The organism is Burkholderia pyrrocinia (assembly GCF_003330765.1).
GTDB classification, from domain to species: Bacteria; Pseudomonadota; Gammaproteobacteria; order Burkholderiales; family Burkholderiaceae; genus Burkholderia; species Burkholderia pyrrocinia_B.
The window spans coordinates 588041-602098 of the sequence record NZ_CP024902.1 but is presented as its reverse complement, the minus strand read 5'-3'; the positions used below and the strand labels follow the sequence as shown (position 1 = coordinate 602098).

Here is a 14058-nt window from a genome sequence, read left to right as displayed (position 1 = left end):
GCGCGCGGTGCGGGCCGCCCGCCCGTCCCGCCGCAATGAACAAAGCCCGCTTGACGCGGGCTTTTCTATTTCACCGCCGGAACCGGGGCGTGCGATCACACCAGCACGAGGTTGTCGCGATGGATCAGTTCAGGCTCCAGCATGTAGCCGAGCACGGCCTCGATCTCGCCGCTCGGCTTGCGGTGGATCAGTTTTGTCTCCGCGCTGCTGTAGTTCGTGAGCCCGCGCGCCACTTCGCGCCCGTCCGGGCCGACACACGCGATCACCTCGCCGCGCGCGAACGCGCCCTGCACGCCGATCACGCCGATCGGCAACAGGCTCTTGCCGCCGGCCGTCAACTTCTCGACCGCACCCGCGTCGATCACGACATGGCCGCGCACCTGCAGATGGTCGGCCATCCATTGCTTGCGCGCCGCCATCCGCGCGGTACGTGCGATCAGCTGCGTGCCGATCGCCTCGCCGGTCGCCAGACGCACCAGCACGTCGGACTCCCGGCCGCTCGCGATCACGGTATTCGCGCCGCTGTGCGCCGCACGTTTCGCCGCGAGGATCTTCGTCAGCATCCCGCCGCGGCCGAGGCTCGAGCCCGCACCGCCGGCCATCGCCTCGAGTTCCGGCGCGCCCGCATTGGCCTCCGCGATGAGCGTCGCGTTCGGATCCTTGCGCGGATCGGCCGTGAACAGCCCGGACTGGTCGGTCAGGATGATCAGCGCATCGCCCTCGATCAGGTTCGCGACGAGCGCGCCGAGCGTGTCGTTGTCGCCGAACTTGATTTCGTCGGTGACGACCGTGTCGTTCTCGTTGATGATCGGCACGACGCCGAGCCGCAGCAGCGTAAGCAGCGTCGAGCGCGCATTCAGGTAACGCTCGCGGTCCGCCAGGTCGGCGTGCGTGAGCAGGATCTGCGCGGTGCGAATGTCGTGCTCGGTGAAGCGGCTCTCATAGACCTGCGCGAGCCCCATCTGGCCGACTGCGGCGGCGGCCTGCAACTCGTCGATCTCCCGCGGTCGCTTGCTCCAGCCGAGCCGCTGCATCCCTTCGGCGATCGCGCCGGAACTGACGAGCACGACTTCCTTGCCCTGAGCGCGCAGCGCGGCGATCTGGGCCGCCCAGCGGCCGATTGCAGCATGATCGAGCCCCTTGCCGTCGTTGGTCACGAGGCTGGAACCCACCTTCACCACCAATCGCTTCGAATCCGCGATGATCGAACGCATCGTGCGCTGTTTCCTGTATCTGATAGCGATTGAACTACGGCGCCCGGCGACCTCGCCCGGCGCGTCTCGAAACCGCTCAGGCGTCGTCGCCTGGCTTCGCGCCACCGTCGGCAGTCGGCGCGTCGCGGAAACGCACGTCCGCAGCCAGATCTTCCTCTTCCGCCGCGCGATGCGCGTCCGAATGTTCGGCGAGGTAGTCGTAGATCGCATAGCACAGCGCCTCGCAGCCCTGGCCCGTCAATGCCGAGATCTCGAACACGGGGCCGCTCCAGCCGAAGCGTTCGATGAAATCGGCGACGCGCGCCTTGCGCTCGTCCTCGGGCACCATGTCGAGCTTGTTGAGCACCAGCCAGCGCGGCTTGTCGTAGAGCGACTCGTCGTACTTGCGCAACTCGCCGACGATCGCGGTCGCTTCCGCGACCGGATCGACGCTTTCGTCGAACGGGGCGAGATCGACAAGATGCAGCAGCACACCGGTGCGCTGCAGATGCCGCAGGAACTGGTGGCCGAGGCCCGCGCCTTCGGCGGCGCCCTCGATCAGCCCCGGGATATCGGCGATCACGAAGCTCTTGCTCGGTCCGACGCGCACGACGCCCAGATTCGGCGCGAGCGTCGTGAACGGATAGTCGGCGATCTTCGGTTTCGCATTCGACACCGACGAGATGAACGTCGACTTGCCCGCATTCGGCATGCCGAGCAGCCCGACGTCGGCGAGCACCTTCAGTTCGAGCCTCAGCATGCGCCGCTCGCCGGGCTTGCCGTCGGTCTTCTGGCGCGGCGCACGGTTCGTGCTCGACTTGAAATGCAGGTTGCCGAGGCCGCCGGAACCGCCCTGCGCGACCATCACCTGCTGGTCGTGCTCGGTCAGGTCGGCGATCAGTTCGCCGGTGTCCATGTCGGTGATGATCGTGCCGACCGGCATGCGCAGCGTGATGTCGTCGCCGCCCTTGCCGTAGCAATCCGAGCCGCGGCCGTTCTCGCCGTTGCGCGCCAGGTGCTTCTTCGCGTAACGGTAGTCGATCAGCGTGTTGATGTTGCGGTCGGCGATCGCGTAAACGCTGCCGCCCCGGCCGCCGTCGCCGCCGTCCGGCCCGCCGAACGGGACGAATTTCTCGCGGCGCATCGACGCGCTGCCATCACCCCCGTCTCCGGCGATGACTTCGATCCGTGCTTCGTCAATGAACTTCATTCGTCACTCCGCCCAGTATTTCCGCTATTGTGCCGCGCGCCGGCGCGCTTGAACAATCTGCCATTCGGCCGATCGTACGCCGGTTGCGCGATGGTCGCCGGAACGCACATGCGCCCGGCGACCAAATAAAAAAAGGCCCCGCGAAGACTGCGGGGCCTTTCGGCTACGAAGCCCGTAGGTGCCTGAATTAGGCAGCCGCCGGGACGACGATGACCAGATGCTTCTTGTCCGCGCCTTTCGTCGCGAACTTCACGTGACCGTCGACCAGCGCGAACAAGGTGTGATCCTTGCCCATGCCGACGTTCTCGCCTGCGTGCATGCGCGTACCGCGCTGACGCACGATGATGCCGCCGGCATTGATTGCCTGGCCGCCGTACACTTTCACGCCGAGACGTTTCGACTCGGAGTCGCGGCCGTTCCGGGAAGAGCCGCCTGCCTTTTTGTGTGCCATCTGATTGCTCCTTTACCGAGGCGCTTACGCGTTGATCGCGTCGATGCGCAGCTCAGTGTAGTTCTGGCGGTGGCCGCCGTGCTTTTGGTAGTGCTTCCGGCGACGCATCTTGAAGATGGTGACCTTGGCATGACGACCGTGCGACACGACGGTGGCCTTGACGGAAGCCCCACTGACCAGCGGCGTACCGAACTTAATCGATTCGCCTTCGCCCACTGCGAGAACCTGGTCGAGCGTGATTTCAGCGTCAATGTCAGCCGGTATCTGTTCTACTTTGAGTTTTTCGCCAACGGCAACCTTGTACTGCTTGCCGCCGGTTTTTATGACCGCGTACATTGAGAACCTCACTCTGGATCCAATTTTTCCGCACACCACGCGCGGAAAACACGTGATTATACATGGGGTTAGCACCGGAGTCAAAACCGATCGACGATTGCCGCTCACCGGCCTCGGCCGGACGGCCAAAATCGCGGCTGCGGCGCGTCCGACAGACCGGGATATCTCGGATTCGACTTATAATCCGCGGCATCACCCATTTCCATCATCATGTCGTCGTCCACCGCCTCCCCCACCCTCAGCGCCGCCCACCTGCTCGCTCCGATCACCAGCGACATGGAGCAGGTGAATCGCGTTATCCGGCAAAGCCTCGCGTCCGACGTGCTGCTGATCAACCAGATCGCCGAGTACATCATCGGCGCGGGCGGCAAGCGGCTGCGCCCTGCGTTGCTGCTGCTCGTCGCCGGCGCGCTCGGCGAGACGTCGCACCAGCGGCACGTGCTGGCCGCCGTCGTCGAGTTCATCCACACGGCCACGCTGCTGCATGACGACGTCGTCGACGAATCCGAACTGCGCCGCGGCCGCCAGACGGCCAATGCGCTGTTCGGCAACGCGGCGAGCGTGCTGGTAGGCGATTACCTCTATTCGCGCTCGTTCGAGATGATGGTCGGCGTCGGCAAGATGCGCGTGATGGAGATCCTGTCCGAAGCGACGACGATCATTTCCGAAGGCGAGGTGCTGCAGCTCCTCAACATGCACGACGCGGACGTCGACGAAACGCGTTACATGCAGGTGATCCGCTACAAGACAGCCAAGCTGTTCGAGGCGTCGGCGCGCCTGGGCGCGGTGCTCTCGGGCGCCGATGCGCCGACCGAGGCCGCCGCCGCCGAATACGGCCGCCGGATCGGCACCGCGTTCCAGATCATGGACGACTGGCTCGACTACGCGGGCACCGTCGAGGCAATGGGCAAGAATGCCGGCGACGACCTGCGCGAAGGCAAGCCGACGCTGCCGCTCATCTATCTGATCGAACGCGGCACGCCCGAACAGTCGGCGCTTGCGCGCGAGGCGATCGAACAGGGCGGCACCGATCGCTTCGACACGATTTTCGATGCGATCACGCGCTCGGGTGCGCTGGATCACACGCTCGAATGCGCCCGCCAGGAAGCGCAAGCGGCAGCGGCAGCGATCGCCGCGTTCCCCGATTCGATCTACAAGGAGAGCCTGCTCGCACTGTGCTCGTACTCGACGTCGCGGCAGTCGTAAGCGCGTCGCGTGCGTCGTCACTGCCGCGACGACGCACGATCGATACGGGGCGATCACCTGTCTCGAAAATTTTCTTCTCCAAGGTATTCCATTTTCGAAGAAACGTCGTTATAGTTACGTTCTTGCTCGACGAAACAGCGGTCTTGAAGAAGACTGCGAAATCGGAAGAGTCAAAATCGGGGTGTAGCTTAGCCTGGTAGAGCGCTACGTTCGGGACGTAGAGGCCGGAGGTTCGAATCCTCTCACCCCGACCAGATTTTTAAAAAACCGTGCACGGTGTGCACGGTTTTTTTTCGTCCGGCCGCAGCGGGCCCATCGTGTCGTGCACGACACATCGCGGTCGCCGGCCTCTGCTATATTCCCTCCATCCCTGTCCTTCACTGCCCTTTCCGACGCGTGGACCAAATTCCCTTATGGGCGCAAATCGGCGCCGTCTTCCTGCTTCTCCTCTGTTCCAGCTTCTTTTCCATTTCCGAGACCGCGATGATGGCGCTCAATCGCCATCGGCTGAAGCATCTCGCCGGCCAGGGCGCGCTCGGCGCGAAAACCACGCAGGGTCTGCTGACGCGGACTGACCTGCTGCTCAGCGTGATCCTGATCGGCAACAACCTGTTCAACACGATCATCCCGGTCCTGACGACGTCGCTCGCGCTCCATACGTTCGGCCGCAACAATCTCGCGCTGTCGATCGCGACCGGCATCGTCGCGTTCCTGATCATCGTGTTCGCGGAAATCGCGCCGAAGATCGTCGGCGCAACCTTCCCCGAACGCATCGCACTGCCCGCGAGCCTCGTGATCGCGCCGCTGATGCGCGTGTTCAAGCCGATCGTCTGGTTCGTCAACGCGCTCGCGAACGGCGTGCTGTGGGTGCTGCGCATCAACACGAAGAAGGGCCGCGACCAGCGGATGTCGCCCGACGAGCTGCGGGCCATCGTGCTCGAGTCGAGCAGTTTCATGCCGACCAAGCACCGCAGCATCCTGCTCAACCTGTTCGACCTCGAGAACATCACGGTCGACGACGTGATGGTGCCGCGCCGCCAGATCGAATCGCTCAACTTCTACGCGCCGTTCGACGACGTCCTGCATCAGCTCGAAACCTGCTACCACAACCGCCTGATCGTCTACGAAGGCGACATCGACAAGGTGCTCGGCGTGCTGCACGTGCGCAAGACGCTCACCGCGCTGCACAACCAGGAATTCGACCGCGACATGCTGCGCTCGCTGCTCGCCGAACCGTACTACGTGCCGTCGGGCACGCCGGTGGTCCAGCAGCTCCAGTATTTCCAGGAGTCCCGGCAGCGTACCGCGCTCGTCGTCAACGAGTACGGCGAGCTCGAAGGGCTCGTCACGCCCGAAGACATCATCGAGGAACTGATCGGCGAATTCACCACGTCGATGCCGCGCAGCGAGCGTGCGGGCGGCTGGGACGATAACGGCGAATGCATCGTCGCGGCCAGCATGCCGCTGCGCGAACTGAACCGCTGGCTGCACCTGAAGCTGCCGACCAACGGGCCGAAGACGCTGAACGGGCTGATTCTCGAAATCCTCGAGGAAATTCCGGAAGACGACGTGTGCGTGAAAATCGGCGACGTGATGCTCGAGGTCATGCGCAGCGACGATCAGGCCGTGCGCACCGTCAAGCTCTTCAAGCCGCGCGGCACGCGCACCGCACGCGCCGCCACGCGCTAGCCGAACGGCCGACTGCCGGCGCCGCCCGCGACGCGCGACCATCTGCAGGTCACGGTCAACAGGCGGCCAGCGTGCCGGCTCACATGCATTTCCCTCCTCCCGGGGCGCCGCTGCGCACGCAGCCGCCGCCCGCCCACGCCGATGCGTCGGCCACCGCCGCACCACGCGCGCTCGATGCGGCCCAGCTCGACGATGCACCGGCCGTGCGGCTGCTGACCGACACGCTTCACGCGGCACGCGTGCGCGACGCGTCCGACATCCACGTCGAACCGTTCGAAGGCGGCTGGCGCATCCGTCTGCGCATCGACGGCGTGCTGCACGAACATGCGCGGCCGCCCTTTCATCTGCGCGACGCGCTCGTCACGCGGATCAAGGTACTCGCGCGCATGGACATCGCCGAGCGGCGGCTCCCGCAGGACGGCAGGCTGCGCATCGCGATCGACGGCGGCACGCGCGGCGACTACCGGGTCAGTTCGCTGCCCACGCTGTTCGGCGAAAAGCTCGTGCTGCGGCGCCTCGAAACGATGCCGCCCGATCTCACGCTCGCCCGCCTCGGCTTCGACGCGCAGCAGGCGGCCGCGATGGAGGCCGCGATACGCGCACCGCATGGCCTCGTGCTCGTCACGGGCCCGACCGGCAGCGGCAAGACGCTGTCGCTCTACTGCGCGCTGCAGATGCTCGATCGCGATGCGCACAATGTCTGCACGGTCGAGGATCCCGCCGAGATCCAGCTCGACGGCATCAACCAGGTCGGTGTCGCCGAAAAGGCGGGTCTCACCTTCGCGACGGCACTGCGTGCGCTGTTGCGGCAGGATCCGGACATCATCATGGTCGGCGAAATTCGCGATGCGGAGACGGCCGACGTCGCGATCAAGGCTGCGCAGACCGGCCATCTCGTGCTGTCGACGCTGCACACGAACGACGCGCCGGCCGCCGTCGCGCGGCTGCTCGACATCGGCGTCGCACCGTACAATCTGGCGGCCGCGCTGCACCTCGTCACCGCTCAGCGTCTCGTCCGGTGCCTGTGCACCGCCTGCCGCGTGCACTCGGACGCACCGGCAGGCGTGCTGCGGGAAGCCGGCTGCGACCCGGCGGCCCTGGCAGCCGGATGGCGGCCGTTCGTCGCGCGGGGCTGTTCCGCCTGTCATGGCATCGGCTATCGCGGCCGCATCGGCCTGCATCAAACGATGCCGGTATCGCCCGAGCTGGCGGAGTGCATCGTCGCGCGGGCGAGCGTCGGCGAACTCGCGCGATGCGCGGCGGCCGAAGGCGTGCGCAACCTGCGCGATGCGGCATTCGCGCGCGTCCGGGACGGCACGACGAGCATCGCGGAAGCCGTCGCCGCGACACCTGCGGCGTGAGCATGCGCACGCCACCGCGCGAAACCCGCTTCGCATGGCGCGGCCGCCGTCGCGACGGCACGCCGCGCCGCGGAATCGTCATCGCCTTCGACGCCGCAACTGCGCGCACCGCTCTCGCGCGCGACGGCATCGCGGTGCTGTCGCTCGACGTCCGCGGGCCGGCCCGGCCGCCGGCGGCCGGCGCACGGGACGTCACGCGCTTCACGCGCCAGCTCGCGAGCCTGCTGCAGGCCGGGTTGCCGCTCGCGCCGTCGCTCGAGATGCTCGCGCGTACGCGTACGCGCGACGGCCTGCCACGCATCGCCGCGGGTCTCGCCCGCGAGATCGTCGGCGGCCGGCGCTTCGCCGACGCGCTCGCATGCTACCCATCGCAGTTCGGCACGCTGTATCGCCAGTTGATCGAGGTCGGCGAAGCGTCCGGCTCGCTCGGCATCGTGCTGACACGGGTCGCGGAACACCGCGAGCGCGCCGACGCGCAGTGGCGCAAGCTGCGGGCCGCGCTCGCCTATCCTGCGGCCGTCATCCTGTTCGCGCTCGCGATCTCGGCCGCGTTGATGGTGTGGGTCGTGCCGACGTTCCGGCAGATCTTCGACGGTTTCGGCGCCGCACTGCCGGCGCCGACCCGCGCACTGCTCGCGCTGTCCTCCGCGCTGTCGGCGTGGGGCGGTGTACTTGTCGCCGGTGCCGCGGCAGCCGGGCTTGCCGCACATCACGCGCTTCGGCGGTCGCCACCGCTGCGCCATGCGGTCGCGCGGCGCCTGCTGCACGCCCCGCTCGCGGGCAGCGCGCTCGGGCGGTTCGCGGTCGCACGCTGGTGCCGCTCGCTTGCGACGCTGCTCGGCGCCGGCGTGCCGCTCGCCGATGCCTTCGCCACGCTCGAGCGCACGGCCGGCCATCCGGTGTTCGAGCACGCCACCGTGCATATCGCCGCACGCGTGCTGCGCGGCGCGCGTCTCGCCGACGCGATGCAGTCGGCCGGCTGCTTTCCGGACGACGTCGTGCAGCCGATCGCCGTCGCCGAGGAAACCGGCGCGCTCGACACGATGCTCGCCGACATCGCCGCGCTGTGCGAACGCCAGCTCGACACGCGTCTCGATACGCTCGCCGCGCTCGGCGAACCGCTGATCGTGATCGTACTGGGCGCACTCGTCGGCGGCCTCGTGATCGCGATGTACCTGCCCATCCTTCAGCTCGGCAACGTGGTGTAGCATCGCAACCGATTCTGTCGCCTTTTAGTCCGAACCTTGAGCCTCATGACGCCAGCGCCCCTGTCCGCCGTTCCCGATTCGCCCGAGAGCACGCTGCTTGCGCTGGCGATGCTGCCGCCCGCGGTGCAGTATGCGTTCGCGGTCGTAATCGGCCTCTGTATCGGCAGCTTCCTGAACGTGGTCGTGCACCGGCTGCCCGTGATGATGCAGCGCGCCTGGCGGGCCGAGATCGCCGAAGCGACGGGCAACGCGGGCGCCGCCCCCGACGACGGTTATCCGCCGCGCTACGATCTGTGGCGCCCGCGCAGCGCATGCCCGCATTGCGGCCATGTGCTGCGCGCGTGGGAAAACATCCCGCTCGTCAGCTATCTGATGCTGCGCGGACGCTGCCGGCACTGCGGCCACGCGATCGGCATCCGTTATCCGCTCGTCGAGCTCGCGTGCGCGCTGCTCGCTGCCGGCTCGCTCGCGGCGTTCGGCCCGACCATCGCCGCGCTGGCCGCCTTCGCGCTGTGCGCCGCGCTGCTTGCGATGAGCGCGATCGATATCCGGACAGGCTACCTGCCCGACTCGATGACGCTGCCGCTCCTCTGGGCCGGGCTCGTGCTGAACCTCGGCGGCACGTTCACGTCGCTGCGCTCGGCCGTGATCGGCGCAATGGCCGGCTACCTGTTCCTGTGGTCGATCTATTGGCTGTTCAAATGGTTGCGCGGCATCGAGGGCATCGGCTTCGGCGACCTGAAGCTGCTTGCCGCGCTCGGCGCGTGGATGGGCTGGGCCGCATTGCCGCAGGTCGTGCTGTTCGCCGCAGTAACAGGCGCGATCGTCGGGCTCGTCGCGACCTGGCGCGGCCGCATGCGCTTCGAGGAACCGATTCCGTTCGGTCCGTTCCTCGCGGCGGGCGGCGTCGCGACGCTGTTTTTCGGCACCCCTTTCTATTCGGCGCTCGGAGGCTGACATGTTCGCAGTAGGGCTCACCGGCGGCATCGGCAGCGGCAAGACGACCGTCGCCGACCTGTTCGCCGCCCGAGGCGCGTCGCTTGTCGATACCGACCTGATTGCCCACCGCATCACCGCGCCGGGCGGCCTCGCGATGCCTGCGATCCAACGGGCATTCGGCCTCGGCTTCGTTGCCGCCAACGGGTCGCTCGATCGCGCGAAGATGCGTGCACTGATCTTCAGCGACGACAATGCGCGCCGGCACCTCGAAGCGATCACGCATCCGCTGATCCGCGCGGAGACCGATCGCGAGGCTCGCGAAGCAAAGGGCCCGTACGTGATGTTCGTCGTGCCGCTGCTCGTCGAGTCAGGCAACTGGAAGTCGCGCAGCGATCGCGTGCTCGTCGTCGATTGCCCGGTCGACACGCAGATCGCGCGCGTGATGCAACGCAACGGCTTTACGCGCGAGCAGGTCGAAGCGATCATCGCGAGACAGGCGACGCGCGAAGCCCGTCTTGCGGCGGCCGACGACGTGATCGTCAACGACGCAACGACGCCCGATGCGCTCGCCGCGCAGGTCGATGCACTGCACCAACGCTATCTCGGGTTCGCGGCCGCCGCGCACTGAGCATCGTGCGTGCGCGATCGTGATGGGGTACGAAATTGGTGCGTTGCTAGGGTAGACAGTGAGCATTAGAATGTCCTGCATTGTTTCAATCCCTACCAAAGAGGCGAGCGCGCTTGATTCTTTACGAGTATCCGTTCAACGAGCGAATTCGCACGCTGTTGCGCCTCGAAGATCTCTTCGAGCGCTTCGCGTTCTTTTTGGCTCAGGAGGACCCGCGTGAACACCACGTCGCGCTGACGACGCTGTTCGAAATCGCCGAGGTAACGGGCCGCGCGGACCTGAAATCGGATCTGATGAAGGAGCTCGAACGTCAGCGCCAGACGCTCGCCCCCTTTCGCGGCAATCCGGGCATCGAGCAGAACGCGCTCGAAGCCGTGCTCGGCGAAATCGAGCAGACGCTCGCGAATCTCGCGCAGATGCAGGGCAAGACCGGCCAGCATCTCGTCGACAACGAGTGGCTCGCCAGCATCCGCAGCCGTGCGGTCATTCCCGGCGGCACGTGCAAGTTCGACCTGCCGTCGTACTACGCGTGGCAGCAATGGCCCGCCGAGCAGCGGCGCCACGACATCGCGAAGTGGATCATGCCGATGCTGCCGCTGCGCGACGCCGCTGCAATCGTGCTGCGGCTCGCACGCGAATCGGGTCAGGCGTCGAAGGTCATGGCAATGCAGGGCAGCTACCAGCAGATGCTGTCCGGCCGCACCTACCAGTTGATGCAGGTGCGCGTGCCGCCGGAGTTGCGCGTCATTCCCGAAGCGAGCGCCAACAAATACATGCTGTGGGTACGGTTCACCATGCAGGACGGCGATGTGCGGCCGCGCGCGGTGGACATCGACGTGCCGTTCCATCTGACCCTGTGCAATCTGTAACGGCCGCGTGCCGGATCGACGCTTGCGTATGACTACCGTTGTGAAATGCCCGTCGTGCGGCGCCGAAGTGCGCTGGACACCTGAAAATCAGTTCCGCCCGTTCTGTTCGGCCCGCTGCAAGCAGTTCGACCTCGGCGCATGGGCCTCGGAAAAATACCGGATCGGTGGCACCTCCGACGAGGGCCCCTCGTCAGAGGAAGACGGCACGGATACGGACGGCCGCCGCGACAGCTGAGCGGCGCGCGGTACCGCGCGCCGGCAATATGGCCCGCCTTTCCGGCAGGCCGCCGCGGCGTTAGTCCGACGCGGCTTCCTTCTCGAGCAGTTCGAGCACCGGCAGCGCCGCCGGCAGCAGCGGCGCGACGTCGACCGGCAGTTGCTGCCACACGAACGCCTGCCCTTCCTTGCTGTGCGGCTCGCCCGTCCAGCCCGTCACCTTGCAGAAATAAAGCCGCACGTACGCGTGCGGATAATCGTGCTCGAGCGTATGCCAGCGATGGCTGGCCGTGACGACGATGCCGAGCTCCTCGTGCAGTTCGCGGGCAAGCGCGTCCTCGACGCTTTCGCCGGCCTCCAGCTTGCCGCCCGGAAACTCCCAGTAGCCTTCATACGGCTTGCCCTGCAACCGCTGCGCGAGCAGGTAACGGCAGCGGCCGACCGTGCCGTCCGGCTGCACCATCACGCCAACCGCGACTTCCGTCACCTTGCGGCCATCCGGCGCGCGCACGGCGCCCGGTTCGAGTTCCATGCTCATGCCTGCTCCTTGCGGCCCGACCAGTCACGCGCGAACTGCCACGCGACGCGTCCCGACCGCGAGCCGCGCTCGAGCGCCCACACGAGCGCGTCGCCGCGCGCGGTCGCGATCTCCGCATCCGGGCAGCCGAAATGGCGCAGCCAGTGCGCGACGATGTCGAGGTAGTCGTCCTGCTTGAACGGATAGAAGCTGACCCACAGGCCGAAGCGCTCCGACAGCGAGATCTTCTCCTCGACGACTTCGCCGGGGTGAATCTCGCCGTCCGGGAGATGCTTGTACGACTCGTTGTCGCTCATGTATTCGGGCAACAAATGGCGGCGGTTCGACGTCGCGTAGATCAGCACGTTGTCCGATTGCGCGGCGATCGAGCCGTCGAGCGCGACCTTCAGCGCCTTGTAGCCCGATTCGCCTTCCTCGAACGACAGGTCGTCGCAGAACACGATAAAGCGCTCGGGGCGCGCCGCGATCAGGTCGACGATGTCGCCGAGATCGTGCAGATCGTCCTTGTCGACTTCGATCAGGCGCAGCCCGTCCTGCGCATATGCGTGCAGGCATGCCTTGATCAGCGACGACTTGCCGGTGCCGCGTGCGCCGGTCAGCAGCACGTTGTTGGCCGGCTTTTGCTGCACGAATTGCCGCGTGTTCTGTTCGATCAGCCCTTTCTGGCGATCGATGTTGTGCAGGTCGCCGAGCGTGATCGACGATACAGCCGGCACCGGCTGCAGGTAGCCGCGCCCCTGGCGCTTGCGCCAGCGGAACGCGTGGGCGGCGTTCCAGTCGACGGCCGCCGGTGCGGGCGGCAGCATCGCCTCGAGACGGCCGAGCATCGCTTCCGCGCGCGTCAGAAACTGTTCGAGCTTGTCCATGTCGTTCGAGCGCTCCGATCAGGAGCGGTAATCCGCGTTGATGCTCACATAATCGTGCGACAAGTCGCACGTCCAGACGGTGGCCTGCGCGTCGCCGCGGCCGAGCAGCACGCGGATCGTGATTTCGCTCTGCTTCATCACGCGCTGGCCGTCCTCTTCCTGGTAGGCCGGGTTGCGGCCGCCCGCCTTCGCGACGAGCACGTCGTCGAGATAGAGGTCGATCTTGCCGACGTCGAGATCCGCGACGCCCGCATAGCCGATGGCCGCGAGAATTCGGCCGAGGTTGGGGTCGGATGCGTAGAAGGCCGTCTTCACGAGCGGCGAATGGCCGATCGCGTACGCGATCTGGCGGCATTCGGCGACGCTCTTGCCGCCCTCGACCTGCACCGTCATGAATTTCGTCGCGCCTTCTCCGTCGCGCACGATCAGTTGCGACAGCACCTGCGCGACTTCCGTCACCGCATCGCGCAGCGCCGCATAGGCCGGCGAATCGGTCGACGTAATCGCCGGCAGCGTGCTCTTGCCCGACGCGATCAGGATGAACGAGTCGTTCGTCGACGTATCGCCGTCGATCGTGATGCAGTTGAACGAGCGGTCGGCAACTTCCTTCACGAGGGTGTCAAGCACCGGCTGCGCGACGTTCGCGTCGAACGCGAGGAAGCCGAGCATCGTCGCCATGTTCGGCTTGATCATGCCCGCGCCCTTGCTGATGCCCGTCAGCACGACCGTGTGGCCGTCGATCGTCACCTGGCGCGACGCAGCCTTCGGCAGCGTGTCGGTCGTCATGATCGCGTGCGCGGCGTCATACCAGTTCGCGGCCTTGCGGTTCGCGAGCGCGGCCGGCAGCCCGGCCTTCAGGCGGTCGATCGGCAACGGCTCGAGGATCACGCCGGTCGAGAACGGCAGCACCTGCGCCGGCTCGATGCCCGCGAGGCGCGCGAGTTCCGTGCAGGTCTCGCGGGCGTTCACGAGGCCCGGCTCGCCGGTGCCCGCATTCGCATTGCCCGTATTCACGACGAGCGCGCGGATGCCCGCGCCGCCCGCGCGCACCTTCGCCAGATGCTCGCGGCAGACGGTTACCGGCGCCGCACAGAAACGGTTCTCGGTGAACACACCCGCGACCGTCGCCCCTTCGTCGACGGAGATGACCAGCACGTCCTTGCGATTCGGCTTGCGGATGTTCGCTTCCGCCCAGCCGAGCGTGACGCCGGCGACGGGATGCAGTTGGGCGGGATCGATCGACGGAAAATTGACAGCCATGGGGCACACCTGCCGGATGGAAAATGCCGGCACGCGCCGGCATCGATTGGAAGAACCGGCGGCCACACGCGCGGGCCGCCGCAACTCA

General features: G+C 66.6%; 15 protein-coding genes and 1 tRNA gene. 9 read left to right on the top strand and 7 right to left on the bottom strand.

What is annotated here, in order from left to right:
- Positions 1-95 precede the first annotated feature (95 nt).
- From proB to rplU, 4 genes are all read right to left on the bottom strand, one after another.
- Complete coding sequence (proB, locus tag CUJ89_RS02835) at positions 96-1214, bottom strand: glutamate 5-kinase (RefSeq protein WP_114176025.1); 1119 nt, start codon at positions 1212-1214, stop codon at positions 96-98.
- A gap of 76 nt (positions 1215-1290) precedes the next feature.
- Positions 1291-2403, bottom strand: a complete 1113-nt coding sequence (cgtA, locus tag CUJ89_RS02830; protein ID WP_114176024.1) for an Obg family GTPase CgtA — start codon at positions 2401-2403, stop codon at positions 1291-1293.
- Positions 2404-2590: 187 nt separating this feature from the next.
- Positions 2591-2854, bottom strand: coding sequence for a 50S ribosomal protein L27 (gene rpmA, locus CUJ89_RS02825; protein ID WP_006476999.1), 264 nt, complete (start codon positions 2852-2854; stop codon positions 2591-2593).
- 24 nt (positions 2855-2878) lie between these two features.
- Positions 2879-3190: a 50S ribosomal protein L21 gene (rplU, locus tag CUJ89_RS02820; protein WP_006025184.1), complete on the bottom strand. Its 312-nt coding sequence runs from the start codon at positions 3188-3190 to the stop codon at positions 2879-2881.
- A gap of 210 nt (positions 3191-3400) precedes the next feature.
- On the opposite strand from rplU, the gene CUJ89_RS02815 reads away from it, so the two are divergent.
- From CUJ89_RS02815 to CUJ89_RS02775, 9 genes are all read left to right on the top strand, one after another.
- Positions 3401-4396: a polyprenyl synthetase family protein gene (locus tag CUJ89_RS02815; RefSeq protein WP_114176023.1), complete on the top strand. Its 996-nt coding sequence runs from the start codon at positions 3401-3403 to the stop codon at positions 4394-4396.
- Positions 4397-4573: 177 nt separating this feature from the next.
- Positions 4574-4650, top strand: a tRNA-Pro gene (locus tag CUJ89_RS02810).
- Between the two features lie 142 nt (positions 4651-4792).
- Complete coding sequence (locus CUJ89_RS02805) at positions 4793-6085, top strand: HlyC/CorC family transporter (RefSeq protein ID WP_114176022.1); 1293 nt, start codon at positions 4793-4795, stop codon at positions 6083-6085.
- A gap of 83 nt (positions 6086-6168) precedes the next feature.
- On the top strand, positions 6169-7446 hold the full coding sequence (locus tag CUJ89_RS02800; RefSeq protein WP_114176021.1) for a GspE/PulE family protein: 1278 nt from the start codon (positions 6169-6171) through the stop codon (positions 7444-7446).
- Between the two features lie 2 nt (positions 7447-7448).
- A complete protein-coding gene (locus CUJ89_RS02795) occupies positions 7449-8654 on the top strand; it encodes a type II secretion system F family protein (RefSeq protein WP_114176020.1) in 1206 nt (401 codons plus the stop codon).
- Positions 8655-8699: 45 nt separating this feature from the next.
- Positions 8700-9611, top strand: a complete 912-nt coding sequence (locus CUJ89_RS02790) for a prepilin peptidase (RefSeq protein ID WP_114176019.1) — start codon at positions 8700-8702, stop codon at positions 9609-9611.
- 1 nt (position 9612) lies between these two features.
- A complete protein-coding gene (gene coaE, locus CUJ89_RS02785) occupies positions 9613-10221 on the top strand; it encodes a dephospho-CoA kinase (protein ID WP_114176018.1) in 609 nt (202 codons plus the stop codon).
- Between the two features lie 113 nt (positions 10222-10334).
- On the top strand, positions 10335-11090 hold the full coding sequence (gene zapD / locus CUJ89_RS02780) for a cell division protein ZapD (RefSeq protein WP_114176017.1): 756 nt from the start codon (positions 10335-10337) through the stop codon (positions 11088-11090).
- Between the two features lie 28 nt (positions 11091-11118).
- Entirely contained in the window at positions 11119-11325 is a 207-nt protein-coding gene (locus CUJ89_RS02775) for a DNA gyrase inhibitor YacG (RefSeq protein ID WP_114176016.1), read from the top strand.
- 60 nt (positions 11326-11385) lie between these two features.
- Here the strand turns inward: CUJ89_RS02775 and CUJ89_RS02770 are convergent, their stop codons facing one another.
- Genes CUJ89_RS02770 through argJ form a run of 3 tightly spaced genes read right to left on the bottom strand, consistent with a single transcriptional unit; the run spans position 11386 to position 13970 of the window.
- Positions 11386-11844, bottom strand: a complete 459-nt coding sequence (locus tag CUJ89_RS02770; RefSeq protein ID WP_114176015.1) for an NUDIX domain-containing protein — start codon at positions 11842-11844, stop codon at positions 11386-11388.
- Entirely contained in the window at positions 11841-12710 is an 870-nt protein-coding gene (locus tag CUJ89_RS02765) for an ATP-binding protein (protein WP_114176014.1), read from the bottom strand. Before CUJ89_RS02765 ends, CUJ89_RS02770 begins: the two co-directional genes overlap by 4 nt.
- A gap of 18 nt (positions 12711-12728) precedes the next feature.
- Positions 12729-13970 (bottom strand): bifunctional glutamate N-acetyltransferase/amino-acid acetyltransferase ArgJ, encoded by a 1242-nt coding sequence (gene argJ / locus CUJ89_RS02760; protein ID WP_114176013.1) that lies wholly within the window; start codon positions 13968-13970, stop codon positions 12729-12731.
- Between the last annotated feature and the right edge of the window lie 88 nt (positions 13971-14058).